At 43.0% G+C, this 15,613-nt stretch carries 14 protein-coding genes; 5 read left to right on the top strand and 9 right to left on the bottom strand.

The features are described 5' to 3' along the window. The first annotated feature begins 3 nt into the window (after positions 1–3). Complete coding sequence (gene mrtJ, locus LZ23_RS06485) at positions 4–414, top strand: JDVT-CTERM system glutamic-type intramembrane protease MrtJ (RefSeq protein WP_052507160.1); 411 nt, start codon at positions 4–6, stop codon at positions 412–414. 15 nt (positions 415–429) lie between these two features. Then, positions 430–1,557, top strand: coding sequence for a C45 family autoproteolytic acyltransferase/hydrolase (locus tag LZ23_RS06480; RefSeq protein ID WP_052507159.1), 1,128 nt, complete (start codon positions 430–432; stop codon positions 1,555–1,557). Between the two features lie 255 nt (positions 1,558–1,812). On the opposite strand, the gene LZ23_RS06475 is transcribed toward LZ23_RS06480, so the two are convergent. Together LZ23_RS06475 and LZ23_RS06470 are read right to left on the bottom strand one after the other, a co-directional pair. Further along, positions 1,813–2,085, bottom strand: coding sequence for an HU family DNA-binding protein (locus tag LZ23_RS06475; protein ID WP_045212592.1), 273 nt, complete (start codon positions 2,083–2,085; stop codon positions 1,813–1,815). Between the two features lie 438 nt (positions 2,086–2,523). Further along, the gene (locus tag LZ23_RS06470) at positions 2,524–3,303 is read right to left on the bottom strand and encodes a response regulator (RefSeq protein WP_198145920.1); all 780 of its coding nucleotides are present in this window, start codon (positions 3,301–3,303) and stop codon (positions 2,524–2,526) included. A 353-nt stretch (positions 3,304–3,656) separates the two neighbouring features. Here LZ23_RS06470 and LZ23_RS22390 point away from each other — a divergent pair, with 353 nt between their 5' ends. Further along, entirely contained in the window at positions 3,657–4,751 is a 1,095-nt protein-coding gene (locus tag LZ23_RS22390; protein ID WP_084590919.1) for a putative metalloprotease CJM1_0395 family protein, read from the top strand. A gap of 85 nt (positions 4,752–4,836) precedes the next feature. On the opposite strand, the gene LZ23_RS06460 is transcribed toward LZ23_RS22390, so the two are convergent. Next, positions 4,837–5,754 (bottom strand): DHH family phosphoesterase, encoded by a 918-nt coding sequence (locus tag LZ23_RS06460; RefSeq protein WP_045212591.1) that lies wholly within the window; start codon positions 5,752–5,754, stop codon positions 4,837–4,839. 1,332 nt (positions 5,755–7,086) lie between these two features. Between LZ23_RS06460 and LZ23_RS06455 the strand changes: the two genes are divergently transcribed. Further along, entirely contained in the window at positions 7,087–7,485 is a 399-nt protein-coding gene (locus tag LZ23_RS06455) for a Ros/MucR family transcriptional regulator (protein WP_045212590.1), read from the top strand. A gap of 63 nt (positions 7,486–7,548) precedes the next feature. Continuing rightward, positions 7,549–10,035 (top strand): radical SAM protein, encoded by a 2,487-nt coding sequence (locus tag LZ23_RS06450; RefSeq protein ID WP_045212589.1) that lies wholly within the window; start codon positions 7,549–7,551, stop codon positions 10,033–10,035. Between the two features lie 171 nt (positions 10,036–10,206). Here the strand turns inward: LZ23_RS06450 and LZ23_RS06445 are convergent, their stop codons facing one another. From LZ23_RS06445 to LZ23_RS24540, 6 genes are all read right to left on the bottom strand, one after another. Continuing rightward, positions 10,207–10,923: a peptidoglycan DD-metalloendopeptidase family protein gene (locus tag LZ23_RS06445; protein ID WP_045212587.1), complete on the bottom strand. Its 717-nt coding sequence runs from the start codon at positions 10,921–10,923 to the stop codon at positions 10,207–10,209. A 35-nt stretch (positions 10,924–10,958) separates the two neighbouring features. Then, on the bottom strand, positions 10,959–12,992 hold the full coding sequence (locus LZ23_RS06440; RefSeq protein ID WP_045212586.1) for a S9 family peptidase: 2,034 nt from the start codon (positions 12,990–12,992) through the stop codon (positions 10,959–10,961). A gap of 23 nt (positions 12,993–13,015) precedes the next feature. Beyond that, complete coding sequence (locus tag LZ23_RS06435; RefSeq protein ID WP_045212585.1) at positions 13,016–13,420, bottom strand: response regulator; 405 nt, start codon at positions 13,418–13,420, stop codon at positions 13,016–13,018. Positions 13,421–13,469: 49 nt separating this feature from the next. After that, positions 13,470–14,528: a chorismate synthase gene (gene aroC / locus LZ23_RS06430; RefSeq protein WP_045212584.1), complete on the bottom strand. Its 1,059-nt coding sequence runs from the start codon at positions 14,526–14,528 to the stop codon at positions 13,470–13,472. Between the two features lie 47 nt (positions 14,529–14,575). Continuing rightward, the gene (locus LZ23_RS06425; RefSeq protein WP_045212583.1) at positions 14,576–14,959 is read right to left on the bottom strand and encodes an Hpt domain-containing protein; all 384 of its coding nucleotides are present in this window, start codon (positions 14,957–14,959) and stop codon (positions 14,576–14,578) included. A 174-nt stretch (positions 14,960–15,133) separates the two neighbouring features. Beyond that, positions 15,134–15,613, bottom strand: a 480-nt coding sequence (locus tag LZ23_RS24540; protein WP_198145919.1) for a hypothetical protein, incomplete at its 5' end; no start/stop codon positions are given.

The raw sequence follows: 15,613 nt of genomic DNA, 5'->3' as shown, positions 1-15,613 counted from the left end.
ATTATGGCCATTAAGCGGTCATACAAAAGAAACCTGTGGTACAGGGATTATTTATTTTACATCTTCCTTGCACTGGGGATTACGGCTTTTCTCCTTCCTTCTCCAGATACTATGCCAGCGTTCTGGGCACTGGCTCTTCTGGCACTGATGGAGGAAACTCTATTCAGGTATATAATCCATGACCATTTTCTGACATTTAAACTTTTTCGTGTTAAGCTTATTGGGATTTCTCTGGCCAATATCCTGACCTCTTTGCTGTTTGTGGCTGCCCATCTCTTTTATCAGTCAGTTTTGTGGAGTATGGCTGTTTTTTTTCCTTCAATTATTTTCGGTATCATCTGGGAAAGACACAGAAGTCTGGCTGCATGTTTCTGTCTGCATTTTTTTTACAACATCTGTTTTTTTCACTTCTAAACAATATCCACAGTCATGATAAACAAAAAATCAGAGCCTCATAAGACTTTTGAACAGGGAAAATTATTCAAGGACCAGTGCGTAAGTGTTTTGCACTTGTGCGGAGATTACAGGGGTATGGGCAGACAATATGGCTCACTTCTCGCTGATGATCTGCGTGACCTGCTGAACAAGGCAGTAAACCAATGGTTCATAAAAAACAAAGGGCTGGATCCATCAGAAATGCTTTCTGCAGCCAGCAGCCTTTTTCAGTTCTACCCAGAAAGGTTCAAACAGTTTATATTCGGCATGTCTGAAACTTCAAAACTTTCCCGGGAAGAGCATATTCTTCTAAACGCACTTGAACTTTACGGAGTCATGCCTGGATGTTCATCTGTCTTTGCATGGGATGAATTTACAGGAAACAAGCCTCTCATTGCAGGGAGAAATTATGACTGGTTTGACAGCTATGCTGATTTTGTCGCTCCCTTGACCCTGACTGTACTTAATCCCCCTTCTGCCATTCCCACTGCCTTCGTTACTTTCCCCGGTGTCTTCTACGCTACCACAGGTATGAATGCTGCGGGGCTTTTTGTGCAGCTTAATAACGGCCTTCCTTCTGGAGGAGGCCTGGAATTTACCAACCGAGTTCATGTTATAGTAAATCTTCTGACCTTTTTGCTGGACTACTCAACCTTAGATCAGTTTGATGCAGCCATGAACACTACTCGTTCCAACTTTTCGTTCATTATCAATGCTGCTGACAGAAACAGGGGTTATTCTTATGAATGGCCGCCCTTTGATTTAAAAAAAAGACATTGTGACCAGCCAGGACTGCTGATTTCATCGAATCACTTCGTCCATCCGGACTGGGGCATTGGAATGCAGTGTAACACTGGGTTTAAATCCATTCAAAGACGGGAAAACTTGCTTGATTTAGCTCGTAAACTGAAAGGAAGGATAAATATTGATACAATGAAAACAGTTCTGGAGACTCCCATTGAAAAAGGAGGGGCAACCTGGCCGGAACAAGGTACAATCAGAACTGTTTACCAGGTTATCGCAGAGCCTGAAACTTTAAGGATGTGGCTTAGAGTGCCGGAAGACCAGAATTGGACTGAGGTTGATCTGAAGAGCTTTATGAATCAGCTGAAGCAGGAATAATTCTGACAAAGTTGTATTTGGGGGCAAGGATTTGATGCTGCTGTTTTCGTAAAGAAATCAACTTGTTTTAGAGCGAATCAAAATATATGTATCAGTTTAGCCCTTCCAGGATGGCAACTACACTCTTCCTGACGATTACTTTAAAACGATGATTTTCATCGAGTTAACGTGCCTGCAAAACCATCTTGCTTCCTTGCTTTTGCCTCAGGGCAAAAAATAGCTGCACAAGCAAAGGGCTAAACTGCTACCATGACTTTATGACACTTCATCCTTAAGCGCTTTTCCAGCCTTAAACTTGGGAACCCTGGCTGCTGGAATATCAATGGGATCTCCGGTCTGGGGGTTGCGACCTTTCCTCGGTGCCCTTTCTCCAACGGAAAAAGTTCCAAACCCGGTAAGTGTAACCTTATCACCTTGCTTAAGTTGCTCTGTAATGATCTCAAGGACACCATTAAGAGCTTTGTCAGCATCGGCCTTGGTGAATCCAGTTTTTTCAGCAAGGTTTGCGATAAACTGTGTCTTCTGCATTTCTTACTCCTTTTGCATAACGTTTAAATTTCTTCTCTCCTGAAAAGATCTTACTCATAAACTCAAAAAATTCAACAAAAGAATTTAACCTTAAAAAAAATTTATATCGGTAATTGTTTAGCTCTTTGAATGTTGCACTGGAACTGGCTCTTCCGGGTCATACTTACAAGCAACTATAATCGAATAAGTAATAAATTCAAAGCATTATGGTTTTGCCATACAGATTGCTTCGGTCGCTTAGGCTCCCTCGTGGGTGACAGGTTTTGCGCAACTACATCCCTGACAGCTCAGGTGTCATTGCGAGCGAGTCTTCGAGCGCGGCAATCTCTAACGCGCTAAGGCTGATTTTTTAGTTACTCACAGGTTCGGTTCCGGTCCGCCCGGGTGAAGAGCTTACCACAAAATGAGACTATCAATGCTCCCATCTGCAGTGTATCATTACTCATTATTGATATAATCAGGCGTTCTCCCTGCCAGCAACTTAATAAGCTTATTAAGCTTGCTTTCAACTTCTCTTTTCATATTGACAGGGTTAAAATACAAGGCTCCTTGAAATTCGGTTGAGGTTGGATGAAAGGTGTCCTTGGCCTCCAGACGTACAATCCTGCCATTCAAGCCGCTGATGAGCATAGAAGATTTGTCAAGACTTCTGTTGCACGGAACTATCAGGTCAAGGGTACATACTTTATAAAGGACAAACGACGGACTGAACTGGTCCAGAGTGAAAGCAGCACCGGTCCGGCTGAGGTCGATAAGTGTACCTTCAAAGGTCTGCTTGTCTATGGTCAGTCTGGCAACATGCTGAGGAAGGGCATAACGTTTCTCTCGCCTGCGGTTTAACATTCCTATGCAGGAGTGTATCTTTTCTTCCAGCTCATTTGCGGAAAAAGGCTTGACAATATATTGGGTTACACCAAGTTGAATAGCTGTAATCAAAAAATCCCGGCTGTCATTGGTGCTCATCATGATAAAAGGAGTATTTTTAAGTTTTTCACTGCTGCGTATTTCGTACAGCAGTTCCTCTCCACTCATGTTGGGCATATTCCAGTCTGAAATAACTATGTCTACCTTTTCCTTATCGAGCAATTCTAAAGCAGCATGACCATCCTCTGCCTGATGAACTGTTACTGAGGCAAAAATACTTTCCAGCAGCTTGCGGATATGCATTCTGACCATGCCGCTGTCATCCACAACAAGAAATCTTTTTTCTCGCACCATACACCCCAAAGAAAAAATAAAAGATTTTACAAAAAAAACCTAAAGTTTTTTTAAAAATCAGCCGATAACGAATAAACCAGTATAGTGAAAAATCAATAAACGGCTTCTCCCGGAAGAAAACATCAGCCTTAGAACACTTGAAACCATGATCTTTTTCTTCAACTATTAACACGGGAGCATTACGCGTTTCTGAAAAGTTAATAGGGGACAGTCCCCGTGCCCAGCCGACATAATCGGGTTTTTACATCAAAATAGCTATGACATTCAACTCAAAATTAAAGTTTTCAGAAACGCGTAATGCTTCTATTAACACTGCAGCGACACTTTAACATGTAAAAAAAGACGATTAAATTATGCAGACAACAAGCTTAGATTCGTCCCAAACAGGCAACATGTATGCTGTAATGAATCAGCAAGGTCAGGTCAATAATGGAATTGAGGAGCATATCTGCTCATCAGGCAGTCCCTGTCCATATTGTCCCTCCAGAGCAGCATCTCCTTCTGAGCAGAGCTCAAACCATTCTGATCAGACCCATGGAGCAGCCATGGTTGCTGGAAGCTTTGCACAACCTGGCATGCCACAGGACAAAACATCCCTGACCCAGCGTCCGAGTCAGGATAAACCATCTTCAGAAAGAGTAAGTGAAGCCAGGCCTGAAGGTCATTTACTCAATCAGGGATACGGCCCGGATGCCAGACTTGTGCACGAATCTTCTTTTGAAGATAGTGGTCAGGACTATCTTAATGACAAGGAGAGGGATTTTAGTCCAAGGAATATTTTGAATCCTGCAGGACCTCAAGGCAAGCACCCTGGCTCCGAAAATGAACAAAGCAGTGGAGATAATTCTGAAAAGCTTGAATTTACAAACCCGTTAGATAAACAGGAGCTTTCAGCAGAAGAAAGACAAATTCTTGATGAACTCAAACAACGCGATGCAGAAGTGCGGGCCCATGAACAGGCCCATATAGCAGCAGGAGGACAATACATTACAAGTGGAGCAAATTATAGTTATGAAACAGGACCGGATGGTAGACAGTATGCAGTGGGTGGAGAAGTGTCAATAGACACCTCTCCAGTTCCAGGAAATCCTGAAATGACCGAGAAAAAGGCACAAACAGTCAGGCAGGCTGCTCTTGCACCTGCCGCACCTTCTGCACAGGATATGAATGTTGCTGCACAGGCATCGCAAATGGAAGCAGAAGCACGAACAGAAAAAATGAACAAGGAACGTGAAGAACAGGAAGAACAGCGCAACACAGCTGAATCCACACAGGCAGACCCGTTCTCCGGAGAAGAAAACTCGCCTTATGAAGCAGAGTCTGCCCGTATTAATCAAAACATACCTCATCACTACCGGCAGGACAACCCTGACTTTGAAAAGTTTGTAGCAGCACCACAACTACAAAGAGGTATTCAGGCGTATCAGTACCAGGCTAATTCTTTCTAAACAAACGCTTTTGCTGGAAAAGTTTTCTTCAACTTTTCTCATTCAGCAGAGATTTGCCCGTCATAAAACCCTACCCTGCCGCACATCAGGCCCTCAAACTATCTACAATTTCCTTAAGTACCTGGTCTGCTTTTTCAATCGGCACCTGGCAGGTTCCCACTTTTTTGTGCCCTCCTCCACCAAACTTCAACATGAGGGAACCAATATCAGCAGTGGCATCTTTTTTCAAAATACTGTAACCACAGGTAAAAACAACATTCTGTTTTTTTAGCCCCCAGATAATCTGCAGAGAAACATTTTGATCCGGAAAAAGTGAGTAAAGCAAAAAACGGTTTCCTGTAAAAATTTCTTCCTGATTCCTCAGATCCAGAATGACTAAATTACCATCAACCTTACTGTTATTAAGGAGCATTTCCTTGAACTTTTCATTCTGCTCAAAATATCGTGCGGTCCGTTCCTTTACATCTGAAAGCTCTAATATCTCATTAGCTTTCATTGTGCGACAGTAATCAATCATATCCTCCATCAGGGCATAATTGCTTATCCTGTAATCACGATACCTTCCAAGGCCTGTTCTGGGATCCATTACAAATGAAATAAGAGGCCAGCCAGTGGGATTTAATATTTCCTCTCTGGTAAAATCGGCTGAATCAGCTTTGTCAACTGCTTTGACCAGATCATCAAGGTGTTCATTCTGAAACTTTTCTCTTCCTCCATAATAGTCATATATGACTCTTGCAGCGCTCTTGGCCGAACTGTCGCTTTTGCCCTTGAAGTTCTTGATGTTGAGCCTTTCATCTTCACTGGAGTGATGATCAAACCACATTCCGCAACCTTCTACATACGGAATATTTGCCATAACATCATTTTCATTAACCTCTACCTTTCCATCCTGCACATCTTTTGGATGAACAAACAAAATATCTTTATCGATTATACCGGCCTCCCTAAGCACAGCAGCACAACCTAATCCATCAAAGTCTGAACGGGTCACTAATCTCATCAGAACACCTCATTAATATAGTTAATATCTTTACTTCATCAGAAGCCCCTCACCCGACCAGCCCGGGTGAGGAGCTTACAAGTAACTATAATCGTTTTGCTAATAAATTCAAATGGTTACAATTTTCACATTTTTATGATTTTTGCTTATGATTCATGCACATTTGCCAGCAAAGTTCCGTCAAAGATTGGAACTTTGAGCCTGGCACAGGGACTGTCCCTCGCTGTGTAAATTTTGTCATTAAAGCCAATTTCTTCCAGGGACCAATGCAGCATCAAACTTTTTTATAGTACCTCGCGGGGACTGTCCCAATTTCCAGAAAAGTGACAGACTCGTAAAGTTACTCACACGTTCGGTCCCGGCCAGCCCGGGTGAGGAGCTTCTAAGAGAGTATTACACGTCTCTGAAAAATCAGTTAAAGAAGTCCCCGCAAGTCAGGGGGAATATTTCGCGTATCCATCCAAATTTGATTACAGTACTTCTTTCAACCAGGAACTTTAAACTCTCATGTTAGCGGCAACACCCTGTTCGGCATGGTCCTGCAAATGAATACGCTGTCAAGTATATATAAAGCAAATGTCAGGGCTGATTGTCAAGGTATTTCCAACTCATATAAGATGCAGGGATTGCTTGGGAGCACTACGCGTTTCTGAAAAGTCAATTTGGAACAGTTCCGAAGCCAGGGACAGTCCACCTCCGGGCTGTAAGCCATGCCAAGCCGTCACAATCGGGTTTTATTACCAAAATAGCTATGACATACAATTCAAATTTACAGTTTTCAGAAACGCGTAATGCTCCCCTTATTGCTTCCCTGGCATATGAAATTGTGAAAAATGCTATGCCTCTGACGAATTTTACCATGAGCAAATATATCAAAAAAACCATCAACATTGAACGTTAAGAATCAATCATTATTCTTATCATCATGAAAACATTATATCAGTATATTCCTTTTGATGACAAGCTCTTGAGTAGCACTTTGAAAATTGACTGTTGCAGTAAAATTAATATATTTTAATGATCAGATAATAGTTGAAAATGCCATAATCAGTATTACACGGCCTGCACTTGGCGACATCATTATAAGCAATTATTTTCACAAATGTATTAAGACTTGACACATCTTCACAAGTAGTCAATAATATATAACATTATATTTATAATATCTGTATCAGATCAGTTCATTGAAGAGATAAGGGCAAGCATGCCAGCACATTTTTTTAATTATAATTTTCATATCAAACGAAAATAATTACTGAGTATGCAATTTTTTATGCCCCATGTAAAAGACCAAGACATTACAAATATCCATTAACAACAAGGAGAAAAAAAATGGAAGACCATCTTAAACAGGCCCTGGAAATTGTGAAAGCTCAAGCATCTGTGCGTAACATGACAGAGGAAGAAATTAACTCCATGATTCTTACAGTAACAAAAGGCATTCAATCAGCCATGTCTGACAGTGAAGAAGAGGATGTCAGGAACGAACCAGCAGTTGATCCCAAAAAGTCAATAAAGGAGAGAACCATCATCTGTCTTGAATGTGGCAAGCAATTCAAGGTAATAACCAAAAAACACCTTGCCAAACACGATCTCACCCCGGACGAATACAAAGAAAAATGGGGATTCAAAAAGAATGCGTCACTGGTATGCAAGTCACTGGCAAGAGATCGGCGTAAAAAAATGAATGAAATGGAATTGTGGAAAAAAAGAAATATCAACTTTAAATAATTGTGCTGTTATTAGTACTTCATGCCTCACAAACTTATATAGTGCAAGAATAAGGAATCACTCATGCAGGAGATTAATGTTACTTTCACCCATTCAGGGGAAAACATTGAAGTATTTGTTGAAGAATTGAAAAATGCTGTTTTGGGATTTCTGGACCTTTATGGTGAACCGGCTTTCCTGGGGCAGGAATTTTGCCGGATACTGGGTACCGAAAACCGTTTTTCCAATCTTCTGCATGTTGCCGGCATGAGCGAATATGACTTTTTCAAGACCGTCATTTCTCAGCTTGAACCTGCAAATCATAAATCAGAAACCAGGGTATTTGCCGGAGATATTGAGCTTCCCAAGAGATTTCTACTGCCCATTCTGGAGGTAATCATACCTGGTGACACACTGTGCGGCATAAAAGATGTTGCCACTTATGAACAGCTGACCAATGTCAGTGTGCCTGAAGATGAACGGGAAGATCTGCAGAAAGTAATTGACAAGTATCCGGTGCGTTTATCCAAGCATGTAATCAGGCAGTCACGCATTTCTAAGCATGTAGCTTATCAATTTATGCCTTTTGTAGAGGAACTGGACGAATCAGGGCTGAGAAACACCTGGGTTGGTCAGTTTCATAAAGGGCTCCTGGAACAGATGTATCAGAACCGGCCCATATTTGTGCTGCATATGAGTTGTCCCGTGTATTGCAGATTCTGTTTCCGCAAACATAAGGATTGCCGCAATTTGCCGACGCCCAAGATTAAAGACGTTCTTACTGCATTAGAACACATTAAGAACTCACCGCGCATCAAGGAGATCGTTTTGACAGGTGGGGAGCCATTACTCAACAAGGACACCCTGACCTGCGCCATCGAAGGGCTCGAGCAGATTCCGCACATCCAGACCATTAGAATCGCCTCAAGATGCATCTCATATTATCCCCAGCTCTTTTATGCCCATGAATCATTCTGGCTGGAATATCTTACTGAAAAAAGCAGATCCCTTCAGGCTGACAACAAGCGTATTGAAATAGCTACACATTTTATCCACCCTGATGAAATATCACATTACAGCTTAGACATCATCTCCAAGCTGGTCAGCAATGGAGTCGGGGTCTATACCCAGACACCTTTCCTCAACAATTGCAACGACTCAGGGCAGGAGCTTACCAGCCTGTATAATGAATTGCGCGGAGCAGGCTCTGAAATACATTATGTGTATATCCCATGCAGCCCCATTCAGGGCAACAAGGTCTATTGGACACCCATTTCAGCAGGTCACAAGGCTGCCGCATACATGCGCGCTTATCTTTCAGATCGGGCCATCCCCATCATCTGCACTGCCACCCGCATCGGAAAGATCGACTGGAACACCAGTGGATGGGCTGTGGAGCCAAGCAGGGAATATTCCGGAAAAATATGGATTCGCTCTCCATATACCCAGGAATACTTCAGAGAATTTGCGCCTCAGTTTGAACTCAAGGAAGCAAGAGTAAACAGTGCAGGCACTTTGGATTCAGCTTTTATGGCAGAGATAGGCGATGAGTCTCTTTACCTTGGATCCATAACTGAACACGCTGCCCCGGCCAGACCTTTTAAACAGGAAAATTTAGAATTTCTGCAAAAAGAAACAATCAAAGATCAGCGCCTGCCCTTTTCCATTGTTAATACAGGGATACCAGCACTTAAACGCCCTCACCTGACCACTGTTGAAATGGATATCCAGGCTCTTGAAGACTTTCGTGATGCCATGAACTACATCTCTGAGCATACTGAACTGACCGATGTTATTCTTACTCCCCGCAAGAGCCTTTTGGATTGCGTTGAAATGTTGCCCATGTATGCCAAAGAACTGCAGCTGATACCTCATATCAGGGCCATGCGGGTACGCAGCCTGACTTTTGCTTATCAGCCCGATCTCTTCAGTGATGAAGTTGTGGACACCATTGCCGGGCTCAATCTACTCAATGCGTCCTCTCCCACAAGAGTGGAGCTTGAAACACAATTCATTCATTCTTCAGAGATACAAGAAGTACATGGCCACCTTATCCGCAATTTCCTGAGCAAAGGAGTCACGGTCTACAACAATATTCTTCTTTTATCAGGAATAAACGACAATGAAGATGAAATGAAAAAAATCTGCTATAAATGCAGGCAGATCGGAATAGAGTTGCTGCTTCTTTATACTGCGGGCATGCCGGTCCAGGAAAAATGGAACGCGTCTTCACCGGTAGATGCCACAACAGTCATTCATATAGCCACCAATTTGCGCCGACATCAGAGCGGAAGGGAAGTGCCTCTGTACGCAGTTAAAACTCCTCTTGGAGACGCAGATTTTAACTTCACAGCCAGAATAGTCAAAGCTGAAATTCCAGACAGCAGCGATCCAGACAAAAATGAGGGCAGTGTATGGATGAAGCTGCTTCCGTACTCTCTAAGCTACTATCGTAAAATAGATCCTGACTATCATTGGCCTCAGGGAGTCAGCGAGCAGGACGGCCACCCAGTCATAGAAGTCAAGGGCCTGACTGTTGCGAGCAACAGACACTTTTTTCTAAGGGAGTAAAGAAGGTGGAAGGCTGAAAGCGGAAAGTGGGAAGCTGAAGACGGAAGGAAGGCAGAATGGATTGGAGCTGGGACTGTTCCTGGCTTCGGGACTGTCCCCTATCTAATTGTCAGAAACGCATAATGCCCCCCCTATATTGACTTTTCAGAAATGCTTAATCTCCCATGGCCGTCAATCCATAAGGGCTTTGATTTTCAGAAGAAGATTAGGATCAGGACATAGTTCAAGAAACTCATCTCTTCTGCTAAGAGCACACACCCCAGGAAAATCTCCATGCATTCCGCGCATATCTCTAATAATTTCAAAGTGCAGGTGAGGCGGCCAGTTGCCATTCTCATCAGGATCACCGAGTTGCGCTATTTCCTGGCCTGCCTTTACAAATTGACCGATATCTTTTTCTTCGAGAGATTGCCTGTTTAAATGTCCGTACAATGTAAAAAACTCAACCTCGTCAATTACGTGTTTCAGGATAATGGTCGGTCCGTAGTCGCCCAGTGCATTATTATCCTGAAAACTGTGCACCCATCCATCCAGTGCTGCCAGAACTGACGTTCCTGATGCAGTCCATAAGTCCAGACCAATATGTAGAGTTCTTCGTCGAGTACGCTGGCCTTGATCAGTATTTTCTGAGCCGAATACAGCACTTTTATCATATATGGTTCTATTTTCATTATATTTGCCAATAGCCACTCGCGCCCCAGAACGGTTCAACAACGATAAAATATATTTACTGAAAGCCACTGCATCAGCAGGATCTATATTATTCATTTCCTGATTTTCAGCTGTCAAATCAAGAATCACAAGTTCTTCCTGATTCAAATCATAAGGCAATACATTGACACCTTGAATTTGCTTAAGCAGATTTAACAGTTTGTCGTCTGATTTCATTTTCCTATTACCTTTGCAGGGGGCGGGAAATATATTTACCTGGGATAAACAGTAATTTCTTCAAGCCTTTGCGCGATATCCGGATCTACTTGGGTCTGAGATCTTCCTCCAAGATACCGGGAAAAAAAGCGTTCCATTTTCACAAACAAAGCAAGTCTGTTCTCTCTTGCAGTGAAACCGTGCCCCTCATCAGGGGCCACAAGATAGTGAACCTGCCTCCCCTTTTCACGCAAAACTTCTACAATCTGATCTGATTCACGCTGAATGACTCTCGGATCATTAGCTCCCTGCACCACAAGCAGAGGGGCCTTGATCTGATCTGCTGAAAAAAGTGGAGACTGTTCCTTCAGTCTGGCCCTGTCTTCCGGATCATCCGGATCGCCCACACGCAGATGAAAGGTTCTGATTACCGGCAGCCAGTAAGGTGGAACAGATTCAATAAGGGTAATAATATTGGAAGGGCCGACATTGGATATACCTGCCGCATAAAGATCCGGGGTGAAAGTCAGACCGGACAATGCAGCAAACCCACCATAGGATGCCCCGTAAATAGCTACACGTTCAGGATCGGCTATACCTTTGTCAATCAGATATTTAACTCCGGCTGTTATATCATGCTGCATATAACCAGTGCCCCATTCCTTGTTACCGGCATTCAAAAAACTTTTGCCAAAACCAGAAGATCCTCTGAAATTGGGCTGCAGTACCGCATATCCCCGATTTGCCAGAAACTGAACTTGCGGGTCATACCCCCATGTATCCCGAACCCAGGGGCCGCCATGCGGGAGCACTACCAATGCCAGGTTTTCAGGTTCCGGGCCTCTCGGCAGAGTCAGATAAGCTGGAATGGACAATCCATCCCTTGACTTGTACCTGATGGGCTCCATAAATGCCAGATGGTCTGAAGGCAGATCAGGCCTGGATCTGTACAACAGATCAACTTCCTGAGTGTTGCGGTCAAAAGTATAAACGCTGCCCGGATCAATATCGCGACTGACTACTATGAGCCAAGTATTTTCATCATCACTTCTTGATCTGAAATGAATATCTCCCTCAGTGATTTGTGATCTTATCTGTTCATAATCTTCCTTGAACTGCTCATCGTGAAAGTAAATCCGAGCCTTATCTCCAACATAAAAAGTAGCCAGCAATTCATGAGTTAATTCAGAAAAAATTGCTCCTCCAAAATCTACTTCGCCTTTGGGATCTTTTTGCACAAGCTCTTTTCGTCCGGTTTCAGGATCAAAAATGACCAGTCTGCTGAGATCAACATCATCACCTTTGTTTGTGACCATGTATACCCGCTCATTATCTTCACAAAACCTTGTAATCCAGGCACTTTCTCCAAAAGCTACCTGATATACCTGCTGAAGTTCATCTTCCTCTACCCTCAGGATTTCTGATCCTCCATCCGGGGTCTGTCTGGAAACAAAACGTAATTTTCCATAGTCATCAAAAGTCCAGCCTGTAATGTTCTGAGTATTTTCAAAAATCAGCTCACGCTCACCAGTATTGAGATTTACCCTGTATGCATCATGTAGTGATGGATCCCGCTCATTAATGCCAATTATAATATGCTCATGATCTTCACGGGGAACAGAAAAAATTCTGGTCTGAACATCCTGATATTCAGTAATAATTTTTGGAGCAGGAACACCTGTCTCAGGATCAGGCTCATGTGCTGGATTGACTGCAAAAAGGTTATAATTCTCATCACCATCCTGGTCCTGGACATACAGAATCAGCCTGCTGTCTCTGCTCCAGAAGAAACCATGCACTGGACGGGAGTCAGCAGTCATGGGCCTTGCCATTTCAAAGGGCTCGCCAATACTTTTGACCCAGATATTCATCACCCCATTGTACCTTTGCCGAAACATGATGGACTTGCCATCTGGAGACAGCCTGGCTCCGTCAATATCTGCGTCATCAAAAAACAGCTCCCGATCCAGCAGAAGTGGCAGCTGATCTAAGTAACTCAGCTCATTTGTCTGTTCATTAACATGAGTCGTTGAACAGGATAATGTTGCCAAAAAAATTAAACAAATCATTACACATATAAATTTTCTCATAATAACCTCATGATTTTTTAACACTACTCGGATGGTGCAGCCTTTAACAGCCCACCGATCTTGGCCATGACCTTTTCCCGGTTCAATGGCTTAAGCAGATATGCGTTGCACTGATGCTTGATGCTGCTTTTAACTGTTTCTTCATCTGAATATGAAGTAATAATTACGACCTTGGATCTGTTTTCAGGATCAATATTCTTCTTTTCCTCAAATTTACGGATAAAAAAAAGGACCTCAGTACCCAGCATTCCAGGCATACCAACATCCAGAAGTATCAGTTCAAATGGTTTGCCTGACTCATGGGCCCTGATGAAGCTGGCAAAAGCAGTTTTTCCATCATCAACAGCAGTAATTTCTCCAAACTCCTCGACAATTCTGCTAATTGTTTTTCTGCTTATCCTTTCATCATCAGCAATAAGAATTTTCATAATTCAAGCCTTTTGATGTATCCTGTTATAAAATCTATCAATGTGAGCATCACTCATTCTTTCTTGCCTGATGAAGCAGGAGCATATCCGCAACGGTTATAGCAGTCATAGCCTTCAAAACAGGCACAATCCTGGGTATGGCACTGATATCATGGCGGCCTCCGATATTAATATCAGTCTCTTGACCTTTATTGTTAAGCGTTGTCTGGGTTTTGGCTATGGAAGGAATGGGCTTCACTGCCACCCGGACAACTACAGGCTGTCCTGATGAAATACCTGCCAGAATTCCTCCAGCCATATTGGAATTAAAACCGCTTTTAGTCATGGTGTCATTATTTTCACTTCCTTTAAGCCTGGCTGCTTCAAAACCGCTGCCAATTTCAACACCCTTAACAGCCCCAACTCCCATAAGGGCATAGGCCAGTCTGGCATCGAGTTTGTCAAACACGGGTTCACCAAGTCCAGCTGGAACATTTTCAACAACAATCTCTACAACTCCACCTAAGGTATCCCCTTCTTTTTTGACCTCTGCCACTAATTTTTCCCATATTGGAACTGAATCTGGATCAGCGCAGGCAAAAACATTTTCGTAGATGGCTTGAGCTGACTTAAAGCCAGCGGAAATTCCGCCAAGCTCTTTAGTATAAGCAAACAGGCTGATTCCATAATTCTGCAATAAAGACCCGGCAATGGCACCGGCCGCAACTCTCGATACTGTTTCCCTGCCTGAAGATCTGCCTCCCCCACGATAATCTCTGAACCCAAACTTGGCATCATAAGTATAATCGCCATGGCCGGGCCTGTAAATATCCTTGATTTGGGAATAATCCTTTGACCGCTGATCTTTATTTTCAATATAAAAACCTATGGCTGTACCTGTAGTCATACCATTAAAAACTCCAGACAAAAGTCTGACGACATCAGGCTCTTTTCTTTTGGTTGAAAGTGGACCCTTGCCAGGCTTTCTCCTGTCCAGCTCTGCCTGAATAATATTTTCGCTGATTTCAATGCCTGCTGGGCATCCTTCAACTATTCCCCCAAGGCCTGGTCCATGGGACTCACCAAAAGTAGTAACCCGAAAAATTCTGCCAAAAGAATCACCGCTCATAACCTGTTCCTGTCTTAACTTCAGAGTTAAAAGTTATCTGTTATCAGTTAATTGTTAATATTTTCGCTATAACTACCATCTTTAATAAGCTGAGATACCTCGTTGATCTCATCAAGCAATAATGGAAATATCAGTTTAACCCTATCATAATCATTTTCTTTTGCAGCCTTTTCCAGATCATACGCCATTTCCATGCACCTGATAAAACCTATTGCCCCGCATCCACCTTTGATACCATGAGCATTCTTCTGAACAAGAAGACAATCCCTTTCCTGGACGCCCTTGATTAAGGAAGGTAGATATTTGGGCAAACTTTCATTAACAAAAATATGAGACATTTCCTGGGCCAGCTCAACTTTCCCCATACATCTTTTCAGGCCGTCATCCCTGCTGAATCTGATTATTGAACCATAGTCCCTTAATGTAGCCATAAACTCATCTCCATAAAGAACTGGACAGTCAAAGTGTTTTGGTATTCATTTGGCAAGTGTCCAGCAAGATCAAATAAAAATACCTGGTCCCTGGATCAAGTCCCCGATGAACAAAGCATAATTTACACAAGATGTCGCTGTACTGATAGAAAAGTGAAACAGCATTCAAAATGCTCATGTGTTCACCTTTTGCAGCATGCGTTTTAGATCTGCAAGCTCGGCAAGTGCTTCTTCCTTCTGACGACGTTCAGTCTCTTCCCGGGTTCGTGCTTCCTCCTCCCGTGTTCGTGCTTCCTCTGCCCGTGCACGCGCTTCTTCTTCCCTTACTTTAACTTCTTCCAACTCCTTTCTCGTTGCCTTCAAGGTTTCAGCGTGAGAGCGTTCCTTGCGTTTTAAAAGCTCCAGAAATTCATCCTCAACATCCATCTCATCACGGATGACCTTATCCAAAGCTGCACGAGCCAGGCGATCCAGAACAATTTGAAATTCTTCATCAAGATCATCATGGTAAACTTTGAGATGTCCATTGGCCTTTAGATGCATTTGTTCAAAAAATGACAATAGCCGCTCAAGCTTGTTACGCCGACGCTGCTTAAGTTCAGATACCTGGATCACGTAGCTGTCATGAGTCAGATGCTCAATAAAGGCATCGCG

Origin of the sequence: Desulfonatronovibrio magnus, from assembly GCF_000934755.1 — a bacterium.
Lineage (GTDB): Bacteria > Desulfobacterota > Desulfovibrionia > Desulfovibrionales > Desulfonatronovibrionaceae > Desulfonatronovibrio > Desulfonatronovibrio magnus.
The sequence above is the reverse complement of the archived record's forward strand: the minus strand, read 5'-3'. Positions and strand labels throughout refer to the sequence as shown.

What these genes read in the sequence shown, in the direction of transcription:
- LZ23_RS06480 (WP_052507159.1), top strand. Translation starts at nt 430, where the DNA reads ATGATAAACAAAAAATCAGAGCCTCATAAGACTTTTGAACAGGGAAAA.
- LZ23_RS06475 (WP_045212592.1), bottom strand. Translation starts at nt 2,085, where the DNA reads ATGCAGAAGACACAGTTTATCGCAAACCTTGCTGAAAAAACTGGATTC.
- LZ23_RS06470 (WP_198145920.1), bottom strand. Translation starts at nt 3,303, where the DNA reads ATGGTGCGAGAAAAAAGATTTCTTGTTGTGGATGACAGCGGCATGGTC.
- LZ23_RS06425 (WP_045212583.1), bottom strand. Translation starts at nt 14,959, where the DNA reads ATGGCTACATTAAGGGACTATGGTTCAATAATCAGATTCAGCAGGGAT.
- aroC (WP_045212584.1), bottom strand. Translation starts at nt 14,528, where the DNA reads ATGAGCGGTGATTCTTTTGGCAGAATTTTTCGGGTTACTACTTTTGGT.
- LZ23_RS06435 (WP_045212585.1), bottom strand. Translation starts at nt 13,420, where the DNA reads ATGAAAATTCTTATTGCTGATGATGAAAGGATAAGCAGAAAAACAATT.
- LZ23_RS22390 (WP_084590919.1), top strand. Translation starts at nt 3,657, where the DNA reads ATGCAGACAACAAGCTTAGATTCGTCCCAAACAGGCAACATGTATGCT.
- mrtJ (WP_052507160.1), top strand. Translation starts at nt 4, where the DNA reads ATGGCCATTAAGCGGTCATACAAAAGAAACCTGTGGTACAGGGATTAT.
- LZ23_RS06460 (WP_045212591.1), bottom strand. Translation starts at nt 5,754, where the DNA reads ATGAGATTAGTGACCCGTTCAGACTTTGATGGATTAGGTTGTGCTGCT.
- LZ23_RS06450 (WP_045212589.1), top strand. Translation starts at nt 7,549, where the DNA reads ATGCAGGAGATTAATGTTACTTTCACCCATTCAGGGGAAAACATTGAA.
- LZ23_RS06455 (WP_045212590.1), top strand. Translation starts at nt 7,087, where the DNA reads ATGGAAGACCATCTTAAACAGGCCCTGGAAATTGTGAAAGCTCAAGCA.
- LZ23_RS06445 (WP_045212587.1), bottom strand. Translation starts at nt 10,923, where the DNA reads ATGAAATCAGACGACAAACTGTTAAATCTGCTTAAGCAAATTCAAGGT.
- LZ23_RS06440 (WP_045212586.1), bottom strand. Translation starts at nt 12,992, where the DNA reads ATGAGAAAATTTATATGTGTAATGATTTGTTTAATTTTTTTGGCAACA.